This is a genomic window from Pantoea sp. T14 (genome assembly GCF_036663535.1).
Lineage (GTDB): Bacteria > Pseudomonadota > Gammaproteobacteria > Enterobacterales > Enterobacteriaceae > Pantoea > Pantoea phytostimulans.
Genome location: NZ_JAWUEB010000020.1, coordinates 164,919 through 181,857, shown reverse-complemented (window position 1 = coordinate 181,857; position 16,939 = coordinate 164,919). Strand labels below are relative to the sequence as shown.

Here is a 16,939-nt window from a genome sequence, read left to right as displayed (position 1 = left end):
ACGTGAAAATCTGTTTGATCGATGAATCAGGCGCCGGAGACGGCGCCTTATCACTTTTAGCGCAGCGCTGGCAGCTGGAGCATGACGACGATGCACCGCTGGCGCTGGTACAAACGCCTACGCATCTTGAGTTGCGTAAGCGCGATGAACCGAAGCTGGGCGGCATTTTTGTCGATTTCGTCTCCGGTGCGATGGCGCATCGTCGCCGTTTTGGCGGCGGACGCGGTGAAGCGGTAGCGAAAGCGGTGGGCATTAAAGGCGGATACTTGCCTGATGTGGTTGATGCAACAGCCGGTCTGGGACGTGATGCCTTTGTGCTGGCAGCGTTAGGTTGCCGGGTGCGGATGCTTGAGCGTCATCCGGTGGTGGCAGCGCTGTTAGAAGATGGTTTACAGCGCGGCTATCAGGATGCCGAAATCGGGGGTTGGCTACGTGAAAGGTTGACGTTGATCCATGCGTCCAGCGCCCTGGCGTTAAGCGAGATATCGCCACAACCTGACGTAGTCTATCTCGATCCGATGTATCCGCATCGCCAGAAAAGCGCCATGGTGAAGAAAGAGATGCGGGTATTTCAGTCCCTGGTGGGTGCCGATGAGGATGCTGACGCGTTGCTGGAACCGGCGCGGCGCTTAGCGAAAAAGCGCATCGTGGTGAAACGACCCGATTACGCACCGCCGCTGGCGAATATTGAGACGCAATCGGCGGTGGTGACAAAAAGCCATCGCTTCGATATCTATCCGCCCTTGGCAAAATAAGCATAAAAAAAGCCGGTTATTCAACCGGCTTTTTTAGGCGAAAAAACCGCGTTATTCGTCTTCTTCATCGCGCAACGGCACGATCAGCATGTCGATATGAACGGTGTTGATGAGCTGACGCGCTGAGGACATCAGTTTGCTCCAGAAATCTTGATGATGACCGCAGACCACCATATCCACATCATATTTTTTGATTGCGTCTACCAGCACTTGGGCAAGATCGCCGCTGCCGCTCAGGGTTTCGCTGATTGGATAACCCGCCGAGTCAGATAAGCCTCTTAATGCCTGGTGCGTCTCCTGAGAAATACGCTTTTGCATATCGCCAAGATTTACGTCAATCAAACCGGTGTAGAGATCGGAGTAATTCACGTCTACGTGAATCAGAGAAATTTTTGCATCATAAGGGCGAGCCAACGAAACGGCTTTATCCACTAACAGTTGGCTTTCGGGAGAAAGATCTACTGCAATCAGGATATGTTTATAAGCCATGATATAACTCCTTCCACGAGATTAAGGATGGCAACCGGTATTCCTGCCGCGTCACAGCTAGGCGAAATCCTTTGCGCGAACGGGCGATGAGCGCCACCAAAGTGTTTGCCTGCGAGGCAGGCGTCATATTGTTTTACCGTTGAGTATAGCTGTGAATGTTAACAAATGCTTCCGCGGCCGCTACGGTTGTGAATAAGATCAAAGGTCCGCTATTTTTGCTCGCGCCGAACGAAAATCATCGCTGGAAAAAAATGAAACATTTCTCCTACACTGAAAATGACGGTTACTCACGTATGGTACTGAGCGCCCGAGCTTGTCAGAACAACATCGCAGTCTGGTTCATTCAGTGGTTGGCAATTTCTGTGGGGCGTATTTAGCGTTATTCCGCTGCAAGCGTCTCCGCGGCTCCAGCCGGGAGGGGGAACATGATGATCAGCACCATCGCGCTTTTTTGGGCTCTGTGTGTGGTTTGTATTGTGAATATGGCGCGCTATTTCTCTTCTCTGCGCGCCTTGCTGGCGGTATTACGAGGCTGCGATCCGCTGCTCTATCAATATGTCGATGGCGCGGGCTTTTTCACTTCTCATGGGCAGCCAAGCAAACAAGTCCGGCTGGTACGTTATATCTGGGCTAAGCGTTATCTTGATCACCACGATGAAGAGTTTATTCGTCGCTGCGAGCGGGTACGTGGGCAGTTTATGCTGACCAGTTCTTTGTGCGGATTAGTGGTGATTAGCCTGATAGCGATGGCTATCTGGCATTAAAAAAGGGCGACTTGCGTCGCCCTCTATTCAAACTGATTTACACCAGTTTTAATGCTATCCAGTACAGCGAGCCTGAAAGAACAATACAGACAGGCAAGGTGAATATCCACGCCATGGCAATGTTCTTGATGGTTCGACTCTGCAAGCCGCCGCCGTCTACCAGCATGGTACCCGCGACAGAAGAAGAGAGGATATGCGTGGTGGAAACCGGCAAGCCGGTATAACTGGCCACACCAATTGAAACCGCAGCCGTGACCTGCGCGGACATCCCTTGTGCGTAAGTCATGCCTTTTTTACCGATCTTTTCACCAATTGTGGTCGCAACACGACGCCAGCCAATCATTGTGCCGATGCCTAATGCCAGCGCAACTGCCACAATAATCCACACCGGCGCATATTCAATCGTGCCGAGCAGATCGCTTTTCAGCTTGTTAAGGAAGCGTTTGTCATCGCCAGTGGTTTCCGGCAGCTTAGCCGCTTTATCTGCGGTATCAGAGATACACAGCAGCAGGCGACGCATCTGGCTGCGTTGTTCCACAGAAAGCTGATCGTAGCTCTGCAGGTTATTCAGCAAGCTTTGCGCACGCTGGACGGCTTGCAGCGCACGTGCGCTATCACAATGGAACTGCTGCGGACCTGACGGCACTTCTTCCGGGGTTGGCAGCGCAGGCGGAGCCATCTGGATGATGTGCGTCAGCGATTCATTGTGCTGCTGATAATACTGTTCGAGATGATTAACTGCATCGCGGGTACGCGTGATGTCATAACCCGACGCATTCATATTCACCACGAATCCCGCAGGCGCAACGCCAATCAGGACCAGCATGATCAGGCCAATGCCTTTCTGACCATCATTCGCACCGTGCGAATAACTCACCCCAATTGCAGAAACAATCAGCGCGATACGCGTCCAGAACGGCGGCTTTTTCTTGCCATCGATCTTTTCACGGTCAGCAGGCGTCATATGAATCCGGGCGCGCTTCTTGGTGTTGCTCCAGTAGCGACGCAGAATGAAAATCAATCCACCCGCTATCAGCAGACCCACGATGGGCGACAGAATCAGTGACAGGAAGATGTTGATCACTTTCGGGATGTTGAGTGCATCAACCACCGAAGTGCCATTCATCAACGCATTGGTGAGACCGATACCGATAATGGCACCAATCAAGGTATGGGAGCTGGAAGCCGGTAACCCTAAATACCAGGTGCCGAGGTTCCAGATGATCGCCGCTAATAGCATAGAAAACACCATAGCGAGACCGTGAGCCGATCCGACATTCAACAGCAAGTCGGTGGGAAGCATGTGAACAATGGCATAGGCAACGCTCAAACCACCGAGCAGCACACCAAAGAAGTTGAATACACCCGCCATCACCACAGCAAGCTGGGCACGCATGGCACGCGTATAGATGACCGTCGCAACTGCGTTGGCCGTGTCGTGAAAACCGTTGATTGCTTCGTAAAACAATACAAACAGCAGGGCAAGAACCAATAACAGGCCGGTACTGAGGTCTAGGCCAGCAAACAGATGTAGCATAAACGTTACGCCATTTTGGGAGGACATGAACGCGGCGCATTATCCGCGACAACGTGCTGTATGGGAAAGGAAAATATAGTCCTAATTTACTGTTAAGTTGTAATTTACACGATATAACGGGGTAAAAAGGTCTAAAAATTAGTCAGTTACATTATGACACATTTACGGCAAATTTTTGACGCTGGCGTCGGAGTGAGCAGATCACTACAATCTGCGCCTTTCAGATAAAGTGGGTAAGAAGCAGTGGAACAGTTTGACGTTATCATCATTGGTGCGGGTGCCGCAGGCCTGTTCTGTGCCGCGCAGGCTGGCCTTCGTGGCCGTCGCGTGCTGCTGCTGGATAACGGTAAGAAGCCGGGCCGTAAAATTTTGATGTCGGGCGGCGGCCGCTGCAACTTCACCAATCTCTATACCGAAGCCGCGGCTTATCTGTCGCACAATCCTCACTTCTGCAAGTCTGCGCTGGCGCGTTATACCCAATGGGATTTCATCGATCTGGTGAACAAACATGGCATCGCCTGGCATGAAAAGACCTTAGGACAGCTGTTTTGTGATGATTCGGCGCAGCAAATCGTCGAACTGTTAGTGAAAGAGTGCGAAAAAGCAGAGGTTACGCTGCGTCTACGCTCGGAAGTATTGAGTGTCAGTCGTGATGAATCTGGCTATACGCTGCAACTGAATGGCGACACGGTGCGGGCTAAAAAGCTGGTGATCGCCAGCGGCGGATTGTCGATGCCAGGATTGGGCGCAACCCCGTTTGGCTATAAAATTGCTGAGCAGTTCGGCCTTAGCGTCTTTCCCACTCGCGCCGCGCTGGTGCCGTTTACGCTGCACAAGCCGTTGCTGGATCAGCTGCAAACCCTTTCCGGCGTCGCCATCGACAGTACCATTGAAGCGCAGGACGGCACGCTGTTCAAAGAGGCGATGCTCTTTACGCATCGCGGTTTGTCGGGACCGGCAGTATTACAAATTTCAAGTTACTGGCAGCCCGGTGAATTCGTCACTATCAATTTATCGCCGGCCAACGATCTGGACGCGTTTATTAACGTGCAGCGCGAGGCGCATCCCAATCTCAGTGTAAAAAACAGCCTGGCTAAATTGCTGCCTAAGCGTCTGGTCGAAATTCTGCAAGAGATGAAGGTGGTGCCGGACGCCAGCCTGAAGCAGCTCAACAGCAAACAGCAGGCCGAGCTGGTACAAACGCTACATCAATGGCGAGTTCAGCCAAACGGCACTGAGGGCTATCGCACGGCGGAAGTCACGCTGGGTGGCGTGGACACCACTCAACTCTCTTCGAAAACCATGGAAGCGCGTGATGTGCCTGGACTGTTTTTTATTGGCGAAGTGGTAGACGTAACCGGTTGGTTAGGTGGCTATAACTTTCAATGGGCGTGGAGCTCGGCCTGGGCATGTGCGCAGGCGCTTTAATGTATCGTTCGATTTTTAAGGAGGCATCATGCTGATCAACTCATCCATTCGTCTTAACAAATACATTAGCGAGAGCGGTATCTGTTCTCGTCGCGATGCCGATCGTTATATCGAACAGGGAAATGTTTTTATTAACGGCAAGCGAGCCGCAATCGGCGATCAGGTCACAGCCGGGGATGTGGTGAAAGTCAATGGTCAGCTTATTGAGCCGCGCGACGAAGAGGACTTAGTACTGATTGCGCTGAATAAACCGGTGGGAATCGTCAGCACGACGGAAGAGGGTGAACGAGACAATATTGTTGATTTCGTTAATCACAGCAAACGCGTCTTTCCGATTGGTCGTCTGGATAAAGATTCGCAAGGGCTGATTTTCCTGACCAACCATGGCGATCTGGTCAACAAAATCCTGCGAGCCGGCAACGATCACGAAAAAGAGTATCTGGTTACCGTCAACAAGCCGATAACCGATGAATTTATTCACGGTTTGGGTGCGGGCGTGCCGATGCTGGGAACGGTGACAAAAAAATGCAAAGTGAAGAAAGAAGCGCCTTTTGTGTTTCGCATTACGCTGGTACAGGGGCTTAATCGACAGATTCGTCGGATGTGTGAACACTTTGGTTATGAAGTCACCAAGCTTGAACGCACGCGTATCATGAACGTCAATCTTAAAGGGCTGCCGCTGGGTGAATGGCGCGATTTAAATGACGATGAGCTGATTGCGTTGTTTAAACTGATTGAAAACTCCTCTTCAGAAGCCAAACCGGCGAAGAAAACGCAGGCTAAGTCAGGCGCGGCTAAAAAGCCGGGCGTTAACCGCCCTAAAATCGCAGAAAAAGCGGAGAGCAATGCTGCATCGCGTAAGCGTTTTAACCAGCCGGGACGTAAAAAGAAGGGGCGATAATCCCCGCTGTTTCTCCGTCGCCGGGGAAATTATCCTCGGCAAGGCAAAACATATTTTGCACGACACAGAGCGCGCTGCAAAACAGCGCTACGTAAGCCTCAGTATTCCCTGAACTAAGTGCCAGCCGCTTGGTTAATCATTTGAATTTAGGAACTTTTACCCTTAATAAAATGGCAGGAATGGGTATCCGGTCACATACTTTCACTTTAAGCCAAATGAAGTGAGAAATATGTTTAGATATGTTCTTTCCGTTTTTTCCAGCCCAGAAAAATTCATTCAACTCATGTCACGCCAGGACATCAACGAATCCATCGCTGATGGTGATCGCATCATTATTGATGAGGATGGCAACGCGTCGGTTAACGTCACCAGTGATGAGGTACGCGAAGATTTCGCTCGCCATGTGAACGCTTTAAAAGGAGTGTGACATGGGTACGGCAATCTTTATGGTGTTGATGGTCAGCGGGTATTGGTACACCAGCCGCGATCTCTCTAGCCGCTTTAAAATTCGGCGATCATCGGGTTGGGATGTTTACTTCCTGGTCGCGCTTTACGGCTGCATCTTCGTATTACAGGGCGTGTTTGCCACCGGTATTATTTGGATCGTGCTGTTAGGTATCTCAGCGATTGCGAATGCACTGCAGGAAATCCCCGGCGTGCATTTAAAATGGCAAATCGAGTTCATGAACTGGAGTTTCCTCGGCATCCAGGCGCCGGTCGTGGTGATGCTGGCATTCGCGATACTGTTTTGCCTCTATCGTTCCAACTGGTCCGGCAGCGCACGTCTCAATGCGCCGGGACGCAAAGATCTTTACCAGAAGTTGTCCCGTTCTAACGGCGTTGAGCAGTTGCTGTTTCAATGTATGGAAGAGGGTGAACTGGCCTGGATTACCTTAAAATCACGTCGTATCTATATTGGCATGATACACGCCGCCACGTTTGAATATGAAAACACGGCCAATATCGTCTTAATCCCGATGCTCAGCGGCTACCGTGACAGCAAAACGCTGAAATTAGCGGTCGAACACAACTACAGCAAATGGTACGCGGAGCATGATATTACGCTGGAATCTGAACCTAAAAATGCCATGGCTTTTCGTAAAGTGCTTATGGTTGATCAGATAGAGAGCCTTTCCCTGTTCGATCCGGCCAGCGCCAGCGCTTTGGCCTATGGCGATCCGCAAGCGGTGACTAAAAGTCCGCAGTCAGAAGAGTCACCAGAAGAGTTATAAATTTTTCTTATCACGACGACGCTCCTCTCTTAATCGCAACAGGAGTAGGCTGTGAAAAAAGCCGCTGAGGGGGTCGTCGAGATGGAAATTATTCAGGCAGAAGAAGAACATATTCCTGCAATACAAAAAATTTATGCCTGGCATGTGCTGCATGGCACGGCAACGTTTGAAACTGAACCGCCCAGCGAAGCTGAGATGCTTAATCGGCTGAGGAAAATTCAGCAAGCAGGCTTGCTGTGGTTGGTGGTCATTCATGACGGCGAGGTAAAAGGCTACTGTTACCTTGGCCGTTATCGAGAACGCTTTGCCTACCGTTTCACCCTCGAAGATTCCATCTACATCAACGTCGATTTTCAAAAGCGTGGCGCAGGCCGTGCGCTGCTGGAGTGCGCCATTAGCTGGGCGGAGCAGAAAGGTTTTCGTCAACTGCTGGCGGTGGTGGGCGACAGCGCTAATCAAGGCTCGCTCAATGTGCATTATGCCAGCGGATATAAGCTTATTGGCACACTAGAGTCGGTAGGATTTAAACATGGCCGCTGGCTTGACACCGTTATCATGCAGCGTGATTTAGGTGAAGGTAACCGCACCGATCCTCTTTAAAAGTAAGCCAGGATAAAATCCTGGCTGGATGATTACCCCTGATATTGCACCGCTGTTTCTCTTAATACTGCTGCAAAATTATAAATATCGTTGAGTGATGAAATAGGGTGTTTACACCTCGTGCTATGCGCCCGTCAAACCGCATTTGCGAATCAATGCCTCATGAATGAAAAGCTAAGCTGGCAGTTAACGTAAAAAAGAGGAACGGTTATGGCACAGCAAGGCAAAGCATTAGTGGTAGGGGCGTCACGCGGTATCGGCTTGGCGGTTGTTCAAGCATTTTCAGCTCAAAACTGGGATGTGACAGCCACTTACCGCAGTGAAATTCCTGCGGCGGGCCATGTTGCGAAGAGTGACTGGCACCGGCTGGATATGACACAGCCGCAGGCGGTAAACGCATTCGCGGCGCAGCTTGGTGAGCAACGGTTTGACCTGATCCTGATTAATGCGGGCATTTTTGGCCCTTCACATCAAAAGCTGGCGCAAAGCGAAGATGATGAGCTGGCTCAGCTGTTCCTTACCAACGCGGTGGCGCCGGTGCGCACCGCAGAAGTGCTGCTGCCTTTACTGAGTGATGAGAAAGGCGTGCTTGCCTTTACCTCCTCAACGTTAAGTAGCCTGAATGAAAACCCAGATGCAGAGATGCCGATCTATTCTGCCAGTAAGGCGGCGTTAAACATGCTGACTCGCACGCTGGCGGGTGAAGTCGAAGCACAACGCGGCACGCTGCTAACGCTACATCCCGGCTGGGTAAAAACGGATATGGGCGGTGAATCTGCGCCGCTGACGGCGGAAGAGAGTGCTGCCGGTATTATCCAGCAGCTCAATACCTGGCGCGGGCGCGGCGGTCATCACTTTGTTGACTACGCCGGCCATACGCTGCAATGGTAGAAAAAGCGGGACGGTTACGCCCCGATATCCCGCAGCGCTTTTCCTTTCATCAAATTGCGCTCAATGTGCTCCAGCGTGACGTGTTTGGTTTCTGGCACCAGCAGCATCGTCAGTAAAATAAACACCAGGTTCAGCGCCGCATAGAACCAGAAGGTGTTGGCATTGCCCAGCTTGTCGAGCAGGGTTAAAAAGGTCGCGCCAACAATCATATTACCGACCCAGTTGGTGGTGGTTGAGGCGGTAATGCCAAAGTCACGGCCTTTTAGCGGCTGGATTTCAGAACAAAGTAGCCAGATCACCGGCCCTGCCGCCATGGCAAAACCAACGATAAACATCAGCAGCATGGCGATGGCGAAGTATTTGCGGAAGTCCGTTTCAACCCCCATGTGCAGCAGCGTGCCTAGCGCGCCCATACCCACCGCCATCACCAGAAAACTGGTGGTGAGCATCGGTTTACGTCCCCAGCGATCGACAAAGCCAATCGCAATCAACGTCGCCAGCATGTTTACCAGGCCGACAATCACCGTGCCCCACATCTGCTCGCTGGTGCTGGAAAAGCCAGCAATATTGAATATTTTTGGCGCGTAATACATCACTACGTTCATACCGGTGAACTGCTGCATAACCTGAAGCAGCATGCCCAACCACACGGCACGACGAAAGTTACTGTTGCTTTTAAACAGTGACCAGCCGCGTTGTTTCACTTGCAGACTTTCACGAATCTCTTCCAGCTCTTGCTTCGCTTGTTCGCTGCTATTACGCAGCCGGTCTAGCACCCGTTGAGCTTCATTGAAGCGGCCATGCGCTGCCAACCAGCGTGGGCTGTTGGGCAAAAAAAGCACGCCAATGAATAAGATCACCGCAGGAATAGCGATCACACCCAGCATTCCGCGCCAGTTACCGCTGTAGCTAAAAGCGGTATCCGACAGATAAGCCACGACAATGCCAGTGGTTAACATCAGTTGGTACATCGAAATCATTGAGCCACGCACGCGTTCTGGCGCGATTTCTGCCAGATAAAGGGGGGCGGTGTAAGAGGCAATGCCCACTGCTAAACCCAACATCACACGGGCGCACACCAGCGATTCAACATCAGGAGAAAACGCTGACCATAATGAGCCGATGACAAAAAGCGTGGCGCCGGCCAGCATGCTTTTTTTGCGTCCCAGCTTGGAAGACATCCAGCCTGCACCCAGCGCACCGATTGCTGCGCCAAACATCATTGAACTGACTACCCATTCCTGTTCGTGATTAGAGATATGCAGGTCGTCGGAAAGAAACGGCAGCGCTCCCGCAATCACGCCAATATCTAATCCAAACAGCAGGCCAGACAATGCGGCCATGAAACAGACGAACCAGGTAAAACGATTTTGGCTGGTTTTTTTGTGAGCGGCACTCATGCATTTCTCCTTGAAGGTTCAGCTTTGTCAATATTGTTAATGTTATGTAAACATAGCTGATGCAGACGTGCTGCCGGTCACATAAAAGTCAGTTTAGCGGCGTCGAGGTAAGTGATATGGCGGGAAAAGCATTAGAGAACAAAGAGGTTAACAACGATTTGCTCAGCTGCGCTGCCGCACAAATGCGCAAAGGACGGTGGTTTACTGCCTTTATAAAGCGAAATTTTGCAACATAACGCGCCGGAAACTACACTGCCGCTTTCAAGCTTTACATTGAAGGTGCTTATGACTCAACCCTTTCAACGATCACCGCTGCCGCTGCCCGGTGGGCATCGTAAAGTCCTGTTGCACTCTTGCTGTGCGCCCTGTTCCGGCGAAGTGATGGAAGCGATGCTGGCATCTGGCATCGAATATACCCTCTATTTCTACAACCCAAATATTCATCCGCTTAAAGAGTATGAGCTGCGTAAGCAGGAGAATATTCGGTTTGCCGAAAAATTTGGCGTGCCGTTTGTGGATGCGGATTATGATCGTGATGACTGGTTTGCACGGGCGCGCGGTATGGAATGGGAACCGGAACGCGGCGCACGCTGTACCATGTGTTTTGATATGCGTTTCGAACGCACCGCGCTTTACGCCCATGAAAATGGTTTTCCGGTGATCACCAGTTCGCTGGGGATTTCGCGCTGGAAGGATATGCAGCAAATTAATGATTGTGGCGTGCGCGCCGCGGCGCATTATCCCGATCTGAGTTACTGGGAATTTAACTGGCGTAAAGGCGGAGGTGCAGCGCGCATGATTGAAATCAGCAAGCGCGAACACTTTTATCAACAGGAGTATTGTGGTTGCGTTTATTCATTGCGCGACACCAATCGTCATCGCGTTGCCAATGGTCGCGAGCGTATTCAGATTGGTGTGCAATATTATCAGCCTGACGAATCTTAATCAGGAAACGTAGCGCGACGGAATAAGGTGTCGCGTGGAAGCGAGCGCCATGCGTTGTGATGACCCGCAGCGCATAATCTCTTGCTTAGTCGAGTGAAAGCAGAGCGCACAAGGGTTATGACTTTTCTCCAGTTGCGCCTGTGTTTCTGCATTCAGCTGTCGTTTACGGCATACGCTCGGTGTGCATCCCATAACCTGTTTAAACGAGCGAGTAAAAGATTGCTGGCTTTCAAAATGGTATTTCACGGCCAGACTAATAATCGGCGCGTTACTGTTTTTTAAATCATGCACGCAGGCGGCTAATTTCCGCTTGCGAATATAGCGTGCCAGCGTTTCATGGTGATAACGCGCAAACAGTTTTTGTAAATACCATTTGGAATAACCGGATTTCTCGGCAATGTCATTAATACTCAAGCGCTGATTGAGATTGTTATTAATCCATTCAGTGATGGAGATAATCACACCTTCATTGTATTTATTCTCGTTCATAAGCCACCTCATTTAAGATGCGGGAAGTTTAGAATAATTTATCTTTCTCTACACGCTGCTTTAGTAAAGATTTATCAGGAAATGAATTTTTATTTTTTAGATATAAGACCGGTCTTTGAAATGGTGATTTTTTAAGGGCTTTTGTTGTTTGGATGTTATAAATTCTGAAGGAATAGAGGAATTAGATGATGAAATTAATTTGCTTATTCCAAAATAATTTATCTATTCAAGGGCATCGCTGGGTTAAATGACGGTTGAATCTGAATTAACCACATAGCACGGCGTATCAATACATTTTCAGGTGGGTCGTGCCAGGCTTAGTGCTCTTTTTATCGCATGGAGAAATTCGGATGGGCCCGACATACGTGTTGAAGAAACCGCTTGCCGCTTTGCTCACCTCGCTGACCTTACTCAGCGCCGCACCTGCCCTTGCCGCCAATGTTTATGGCGAGCAGCTTGAAGGCTTTACCTACCCCTATACGTTGCAGCACTTCAATTTTTCATCACAACAGCAATCGCTTAGCATGGGCTATATGGATGTAAAGCCGCAGCAAAATGCCAACGGGAAAACTGTAGTGCTAATGCACGGGAAGAATTTTTGCGGGGCCACCTGGGAAGAGACAATCCGTGATCTGAGTGAAAAAGGGTATCGCGTGATTGCCCCCGATCAAATTGGTTTTTGTAGCTCGACCAAACCCGCTAATTACCAGTACACCTTTCAACAGTTGGCTGAAAATACCCATCAACTGTTGACTAAACTGGGCGTTCAAAAAGCGGTCATTATTGGGCATTCAACCGGCGGCATGCTGGCAACACGTTATGCGCTGATGTATCCCAATCAAACGGAAAAATTAGTGTTAGTGAATCCAATTGGCTTAGAAGACTGGAAAGCCAAAGGCGCACCCTATCGCACTGTCGATCAATGGTATGAGCGTGAGTTAAAATTAAGCGCGGAAGGCATTAAAAAATATGAGCAGCAAACCTATTATGTGGGACGCTGGAAACCAGAATATGACAAATGGGTTGATATGCTGGCTGGGCTGAACAGCGGGCCAGGACATAAAAAGGTCGCCTGGAACTCAGCACTGATTTACGACATGATTTTTACCCAGCCAGTGTATTACGAATTTAAAGAGATTAACGTGCCGACTACGTTAATCATCGGTACCTCAGACACCACTGCTATCGGCAGCGATATCGCCTCACCGGCGGTGAAAGCGACGCTGGGCAACTATAAGGTGTTGGGCAAAGAGGTTGCGAAGCTGATTCCAGGGGCGCGATTGATTGAGCTTCCTGGTATGGGACATGCGCCGCAAATGGAAGAGCCAGCTAAGTTTAACCAGACGTTGATAGACGATCTGGCCAGGTAAACCCGTTCAGGCGCTACGGCGCCTGAATAGCGGATATCAGCGCTTGCTTGCTCTTTTTATTCAGGTACATCTGTTCATCACTGTTATGCAGCAGTTGTTCCAGCGTCTGCGGCTGGGCTGCATCAAATTCCACCACGCCAGCTGAAAATTGCAGGTTATATCGGCGGTTAAGGTGGCTAAATTGCTGCTGCAAATAGCGTGAGAACTGTTGCAACAATGCTTCTGCCTGCGGTTGCTTCAGGCCATTAAATAGCACCACAAACTCATCTCCGCCCAGGCGGGCGAAAAGATCAGAGTGATTGAAAACCACTTTCATCGCATCGGCAAAATCCATGAGGGCGCGATCGCCTTCACGGTGTCCTAACGTGTCATTGATCTGCTTAAACTTGTCGAGATCGAGAAAAGTCAGACAAGCAGGCTTTTGCTTGATAATGCACTCATTCAACACCAGCTGGCCCAGCGTCATAAAACCACGACGATTGGTAATTTGTGTCAGCTCATCGCAGGTTGCGGTCTGAAATGCTGCCAGCTCCGCTTCAGCCATGGCGGCCAGATCGCGCAAGGTTACCTCATCATCTTCAGTAAATTGACGCGGCTCCCGACCGATAATGCACAGGGTGCCTAGTTTTGCGCCGCCCGGTGCCCGCAACGGACATCCCGCATAAAAGCGGATGTGGGGATCGCCAGTGACCAGAGGATTATCGTGAAAACGCTGATCTTCTAATGCGTTTTCGACAACCAGAATGTCGTCCCGGAGAATGGCATGGCCACAAAATGAGGTGGTGCGCGGGGAACGGGTTTGGTCAAATCCCTGAGAAGATTTAAACCATTGATAATCGGCTTCCAGCAGGCTGACTAACGCGATAGGAACGTTAAACAGGCGGCGAGCCAGGCGGGTTAAACGATCAAAACGCTCTTCCGCTGGTGTATTCATGATATTTAACGCACGCAGTTGCGATAAACGTTGTGCCTCGTCGGCAGCAAACTTAGGTGCTTTCATCACAGAGACCTTTTATTTTTTTAGCTGAAGCCAGGTTCTGGTGTTTGCCTTGCGGCGAAGAAAAAGACAGCGACTGAAGCGATGCAGTGCGCTGTCTTTGAGAGAGGGGATCAGAGCACTTTTTGTTCTGCGAGATCAAGGGCAAAATAGCTGAAAATCAGGTCTGCACCGGCTCGCTTAATCGCGCCGAGGCTTTCCAGTACCACATTACGTTCATCAATAGCACCAGCCTGCGCAGCGAATTTGATCATCGCGTATTCACCACTGACCTGGTACGCAGCCAGCGGCAGCTCTGTGCGCTCGCGGATATCACGCAGGATATCGAGGTAAGCGCCAGCCGGTTTCACCATCAGTGAATCTGCGCCTTCTGCGGCATCCAACAGCGACTCACGAATCGCTTCGCGGCGGTTCATCGGATTCATCTGATAAGTCTTGCGATCGCCTTTCAGAGCCGTGCCCGCAGCTTCACGGAACGGGCCGTAGAACGATGAAGCAAACTTGGTTGAGTAAGACATGATAGCTGTTTGGGTGAATCCAGCTGCATCCAGTGCCTGACGTATCGCCTGCACCTGGCCATCCATCGCTGCTGAAGGCGCGATAAAGTCAGCCCCGGCTGCTGCGGCAACCACTGCCTGCTTGCCCAGGTTGATCAGCGTTTGGTCGTTATCGACGCCGTGATCGCACAGCACGCCGCAATGACCGTGGCTGGTGTATTCACAAAAACAGGTGTCAGACATAACAATCATTTCCGGCACGGTGTCTTTACAGATACGCGACATACGCGCCACCAAACCGTTCTCATTCCACGCGTCGCTGCCTGTGGCATCAAGGTGGTGAGAAATACCAAATGTCATGACTGAGCGGATGCCCGCTTTCGCAATACGTTCGATTTCATAAGCGAGACGTTTTTCTGGAATGCGAACCACGCCAGGCATTGCCTGAATCGCTTTGTAATCATCAACACCTTCCTCAACGAAGATTGGCAACGCCAGATCGTTCACGCTAAGAGAGGATTCCTGAAACATTGCGCGCATTGACGCGCTAGAGCGCAGCCTTCTAGGGCGCTGAATAAGGGAGAAATCAGACATATTCATTGCTTACCAGTATAAAAAAGTGGCGATAGTTTACTCCCTTTGGCGGCAAGGGATGAAGGTTTGTGTGCGGCTGAGAGCAGAGACAGAAAAAAATCTCCCGCCGGGCGGCGGGAGAGAAAAGATTACTCGTTGATGTCTGGGTGCTGCTGCACCAGGTTTTTACGCTTCGCTTCGAGGCGCGTAATTTCTTCATCGATATCTTCGATTTTCTGCTCGATATTATCGTGATGTTCCTGAAGAATTTCACGCGCTTCATTAAGGTCAGACGCCGCAGGCGTAGCGCCTTTCAGTGGTTTGTTCGCGGTCTCTTTCATGTAGATACCGGTAATTAAACCAATCACGGCGATGACCATCAGGTAGTAAGCCGGCATATAAAGGTTGTTGGTGGTTTCAACCAGCCAGGCAGCAAAGGTGGGCGTCAGACCCGCAATCAGTACCGAAATGTTGAAGGCGCTGGCTAACGCACTGTAACGGATGTGCGTTGGAAACATGGCGGGCAGCGACGATGCCATCACGCCGGTAAAAGCATTCAGAATCACAGCAAGCAATAGCAGACCCGCAAAAATCAATCCTAATACGCCGCTATTAATCAACATGAACGCCGGAATCGCGAAGATCAGTAACGCGATACTGCCAATGATGATAAAGGGACGACGACCGAAGCGGTCGCTCAACATTCCCATGACGGGCTGAACGAACAGCATACCAATCATGATAGCGATGATGATCAATACGCCATGATCTTCGGAGTAATGCAGGTTATGCGACAGGTAACTTGGCATGTAGGTGAGCAACATGTAGTAGGTTACGTTAGTTGCAATCACCAGCCCTACGCATGCCAGCAGGCTGCGCCAGTGTTTAGTGGCAATCTCTTTGAAAGAGACTTTTGGACCGTCACGCAGGCCTTCGCGATCGCCTTGTTCCAGTTTTTCAACGTGCTGCTGAAACGCTGGCGTCTCTTCCAGCGCATGACGCAAATAGAGACCAATGATGCCCAGCGGTAACGCCACAAAGAACGGTAAGCGCCAGCCCCATTCAAGGAAGCTCTCTTCACCAATAATGGCGGAGATCAGCACCACTAAGCCTGCACCCAACACAAAGCCCGCGATGGAGCCGAAGTCGAGCCAGCTGCCCATGAAGCCGCGTTTGCGGTCCGGCGAATATTCGGCAACGAAGATCGATGCACCGGTATATTCACCGCCCACCGAGAAGCCCTGTGCCATTTTTGCCAACAGCAACAGAATAGGTGCCCAAATGCCGATTGAGGCGTAAGACGGTATCAGGCCGATACAGAATGTACTGATCGACATGATGATAATGGTAATAGAGAGAATCTTTTGGCGACCATATTTATCGCCTAGCCTACCGAAGAACAAGCCGCCCAAAGGACGAATTAAGAAAGGAACAGAGAAAGTACCCAGCGCAGCAATCATCTGCACACTGGGAGAAGCATCTGGAAAGAACACCTTGCCCAGCGCATAGGCTACAAAGCCGTATACACCAAAATCAAACCACTCCATCGCGTTGCCCAAAGATGCCGCGGTGATGGCTTTACGTAAACGGGCATCATCAATGATGGTGACATCATCAAGCCCAATTGGTTTTACACGCTTCCTACGCAATTTCATAGAATTACCCTGTAATGGAACATGAAAGTCCTCAACGGCGCGAACCGAGCAAATGCATTCAGACCGCTGCGTTGAGGAAATTTAAGCATAGCCGGAAAAGTGCCTTTTCCCCTGGCGGTAAAAGCACTAATTCCTGTCGAAATTATCGCTTCAAGCGACACAGTATACCGTTTTAGTGTGATATTTGTCATGTTTGACCTGATAATGACCGTTTTGGCCGGGTAACAAGCAGCAGGCTAGTGGGTTAAAAATGGCGGTGTCTGATGACGATTGATGGATTTTTCCGCAGTGCTGAAAAGCGCCAGTAATGCGCTTAATAAGGTTAATCTTAAGTTAAAGTAATGTATATTTTGACTGCTTATTGAAACTTGCCAGATTTGAAACATTCGGTAATACTCTGCGCGTCATGACGTAAG

General features: G+C 50.4%; 17 protein-coding genes. 10 read left to right on the top strand and 7 right to left on the bottom strand.

The annotated features are described in order from the left end of the window. Nucleotides 1-2: 2 nt before the first annotated feature. The gene (gene rsmJ / locus SC127_RS09120) at nucleotides 3-755 is read left to right on the top strand and encodes a 16S rRNA (guanine(1516)-N(2))-methyltransferase RsmJ (RefSeq protein ID WP_332626005.1); all 753 of its coding nucleotides are present in this window, start codon (nucleotides 3-5) and stop codon (nucleotides 753-755) included. A gap of 51 nt (nucleotides 756-806) precedes the next feature. Here the strand turns inward: rsmJ and uspA are convergent, their stop codons facing one another. Continuing rightward, nucleotides 807-1,244, bottom strand: a complete 438-nt coding sequence (gene uspA / locus SC127_RS09115; RefSeq protein ID WP_215845322.1) for a universal stress protein UspA — start codon at nucleotides 1,242-1,244, stop codon at nucleotides 807-809. A gap of 428 nt (nucleotides 1,245-1,672) precedes the next feature. On the opposite strand from uspA, the gene uspB reads away from it, so the two are divergent. After that, entirely contained in the window at nucleotides 1,673-2,008 is a 336-nt protein-coding gene (gene uspB / locus SC127_RS09110) for a universal stress protein UspB (protein WP_215848203.1), read from the top strand. Between the two features lie 37 nt (nucleotides 2,009-2,045). Here the strand turns inward: uspB and pitA are convergent, their stop codons facing one another. Then, nucleotides 2,046-3,545: an inorganic phosphate transporter PitA gene (pitA, locus tag SC127_RS09105; RefSeq protein ID WP_215848204.1), complete on the bottom strand. Its 1,500-nt coding sequence runs from the start codon at nucleotides 3,543-3,545 to the stop codon at nucleotides 2,046-2,048. A 243-nt stretch (nucleotides 3,546-3,788) separates the two neighbouring features. Between pitA and SC127_RS09100 the strand changes: the two genes are divergently transcribed. The 6 genes from SC127_RS09100 (at nucleotide 3,789) to SC127_RS09075 (ending at nucleotide 8,597) form a co-directional block, all read left to right on the top strand. Then, nucleotides 3,789-4,973 (top strand): NAD(P)/FAD-dependent oxidoreductase, encoded by a 1,185-nt coding sequence (locus SC127_RS09100; RefSeq protein ID WP_215845323.1) that lies wholly within the window; start codon nucleotides 3,789-3,791, stop codon nucleotides 4,971-4,973. A gap of 28 nt (nucleotides 4,974-5,001) precedes the next feature. Continuing rightward, entirely contained in the window at nucleotides 5,002-5,874 is an 873-nt protein-coding gene (gene rluF / locus SC127_RS09095) for a 23S rRNA pseudouridine(2604) synthase RluF (protein ID WP_215845324.1), read from the top strand. A 229-nt stretch (nucleotides 5,875-6,103) separates the two neighbouring features. Further along, nucleotides 6,104-6,301: a hypothetical protein gene (locus SC127_RS09090; RefSeq protein ID WP_215845325.1), complete on the top strand. Its 198-nt coding sequence runs from the start codon at nucleotides 6,104-6,106 to the stop codon at nucleotides 6,299-6,301. Between the two features lies 1 nt (nucleotide 6,302). After that, nucleotides 6,303-7,106 carry a hypothetical protein gene (locus tag SC127_RS09085; RefSeq protein WP_332626004.1) on the top strand — a complete coding sequence of 268 codons (804 nt, stop codon included), beginning with the start codon at nucleotides 6,303-6,305 and terminating at the stop codon, nucleotides 7,104-7,106. A gap of 81 nt (nucleotides 7,107-7,187) precedes the next feature. After that, nucleotides 7,188-7,706, top strand: a complete 519-nt coding sequence (locus SC127_RS09080) for a GNAT family N-acetyltransferase (RefSeq protein WP_243079957.1) — start codon at nucleotides 7,188-7,190, stop codon at nucleotides 7,704-7,706. A gap of 210 nt (nucleotides 7,707-7,916) precedes the next feature. Then, nucleotides 7,917-8,597, top strand: coding sequence for an SDR family oxidoreductase (locus SC127_RS09075; protein ID WP_332626003.1), 681 nt, complete (start codon nucleotides 7,917-7,919; stop codon nucleotides 8,595-8,597). Between the two features lie 14 nt (nucleotides 8,598-8,611). Here the strand turns inward: SC127_RS09075 and SC127_RS09070 are convergent, their stop codons facing one another. Further along, nucleotides 8,612-9,997, bottom strand: a complete 1,386-nt coding sequence (locus SC127_RS09070; protein ID WP_243079896.1) for a sugar porter family MFS transporter — start codon at nucleotides 9,995-9,997, stop codon at nucleotides 8,612-8,614. Between the two features lie 285 nt (nucleotides 9,998-10,282). On the opposite strand from SC127_RS09070, the gene SC127_RS09065 reads away from it, so the two are divergent. Further along, nucleotides 10,283-10,942: an epoxyqueuosine reductase QueH gene (locus SC127_RS09065; protein ID WP_243079895.1), complete on the top strand. Its 660-nt coding sequence runs from the start codon at nucleotides 10,283-10,285 to the stop codon at nucleotides 10,940-10,942. Here SC127_RS09065 and SC127_RS09060 read toward each other — a convergent pair whose 3' ends face one another. Continuing rightward, nucleotides 10,943-11,431 (bottom strand): helix-turn-helix domain-containing protein, encoded by a 489-nt coding sequence (locus SC127_RS09060; protein WP_215845329.1) that lies wholly within the window; start codon nucleotides 11,429-11,431, stop codon nucleotides 10,943-10,945. It abuts the gene before it with no gap. 350 nt (nucleotides 11,432-11,781) lie between these two features. Here SC127_RS09060 and SC127_RS09055 point away from each other — a divergent pair, with 350 nt between their 5' ends. Beyond that, nucleotides 11,782-12,801 carry an alpha/beta fold hydrolase gene (locus SC127_RS09055; protein WP_243079894.1) on the top strand — a complete coding sequence of 340 codons (1,020 nt, stop codon included), beginning with the start codon at nucleotides 11,782-11,784 and terminating at the stop codon, nucleotides 12,799-12,801. 13 nt (nucleotides 12,802-12,814) lie between these two features. Here SC127_RS09055 and SC127_RS09050 read toward each other — a convergent pair whose 3' ends face one another. The 3 genes from SC127_RS09050 to proP all read right to left on the bottom strand — a co-directional run bounded on the left by SC127_RS09050 (nucleotide 12,815) and on the right by proP (nucleotide 16,523). Then, nucleotides 12,815-13,801 carry a sensor domain-containing diguanylate cyclase gene (locus SC127_RS09050; protein WP_332626002.1) on the bottom strand — a complete coding sequence of 329 codons (987 nt, stop codon included), beginning with the start codon at nucleotides 13,799-13,801 and terminating at the stop codon, nucleotides 12,815-12,817. Nucleotides 13,802-13,911: 110 nt separating this feature from the next. Beyond that, nucleotides 13,912-14,889: a porphobilinogen synthase gene (gene hemB / locus SC127_RS09045; protein WP_215845332.1), complete on the bottom strand. Its 978-nt coding sequence runs from the start codon at nucleotides 14,887-14,889 to the stop codon at nucleotides 13,912-13,914. Nucleotides 14,890-15,017: 128 nt separating this feature from the next. Beyond that, on the bottom strand, nucleotides 15,018-16,523 hold the full coding sequence (gene proP / locus SC127_RS09040; protein ID WP_215845333.1) for a glycine betaine/L-proline transporter ProP: 1,506 nt from the start codon (nucleotides 16,521-16,523) through the stop codon (nucleotides 15,018-15,020). Nucleotides 16,524-16,939: the final 416 nt, after the last annotated feature.

What these genes read in the sequence shown, in the direction of transcription:
- uspA (WP_215845322.1), bottom strand. Translation starts at nt 1,244, where the DNA reads ATGGCTTATAAACATATCCTGATTGCAGTAGATCTTTCTCCCGAAAGC.
- uspB (WP_215848203.1), top strand. Translation starts at nt 1,673, where the DNA reads ATGATCAGCACCATCGCGCTTTTTTGGGCTCTGTGTGTGGTTTGTATT.
- pitA (WP_215848204.1), bottom strand. Translation starts at nt 3,545, where the DNA reads ATGCTACATCTGTTTGCTGGCCTAGACCTCAGTACCGGCCTGTTATTG.
- rluF (WP_215845324.1), top strand. Translation starts at nt 5,002, where the DNA reads ATGCTGATCAACTCATCCATTCGTCTTAACAAATACATTAGCGAGAGC.
- SC127_RS09090 (WP_215845325.1), top strand. Translation starts at nt 6,104, where the DNA reads ATGTTTAGATATGTTCTTTCCGTTTTTTCCAGCCCAGAAAAATTCATT.
- SC127_RS09085 (WP_332626004.1), top strand. Translation starts at nt 6,303, where the DNA reads ATGGGTACGGCAATCTTTATGGTGTTGATGGTCAGCGGGTATTGGTAC.
- SC127_RS09080 (WP_243079957.1), top strand. Translation starts at nt 7,188, where the DNA reads ATGGAAATTATTCAGGCAGAAGAAGAACATATTCCTGCAATACAAAAA.
- SC127_RS09075 (WP_332626003.1), top strand. Translation starts at nt 7,917, where the DNA reads ATGGCACAGCAAGGCAAAGCATTAGTGGTAGGGGCGTCACGCGGTATC.
- SC127_RS09070 (WP_243079896.1), bottom strand. Translation starts at nt 9,997, where the DNA reads ATGAGTGCCGCTCACAAAAAAACCAGCCAAAATCGTTTTACCTGGTTC.
- SC127_RS09065 (WP_243079895.1), top strand. Translation starts at nt 10,283, where the DNA reads ATGACTCAACCCTTTCAACGATCACCGCTGCCGCTGCCCGGTGGGCAT.
- SC127_RS09060 (WP_215845329.1), bottom strand. Translation starts at nt 11,431, where the DNA reads ATGAACGAGAATAAATACAATGAAGGTGTGATTATCTCCATCACTGAA.
- SC127_RS09055 (WP_243079894.1), top strand. Translation starts at nt 11,782, where the DNA reads ATGGGCCCGACATACGTGTTGAAGAAACCGCTTGCCGCTTTGCTCACC.
- SC127_RS09050 (WP_332626002.1), bottom strand. Translation starts at nt 13,801, where the DNA reads ATGAAAGCACCTAAGTTTGCTGCCGACGAGGCACAACGTTTATCGCAA.
- hemB (WP_215845332.1), bottom strand. Translation starts at nt 14,889, where the DNA reads ATGTCTGATTTCTCCCTTATTCAGCGCCCTAGAAGGCTGCGCTCTAGC.
- proP (WP_215845333.1), bottom strand. Translation starts at nt 16,523, where the DNA reads ATGAAATTGCGTAGGAAGCGTGTAAAACCAATTGGGCTTGATGATGTC.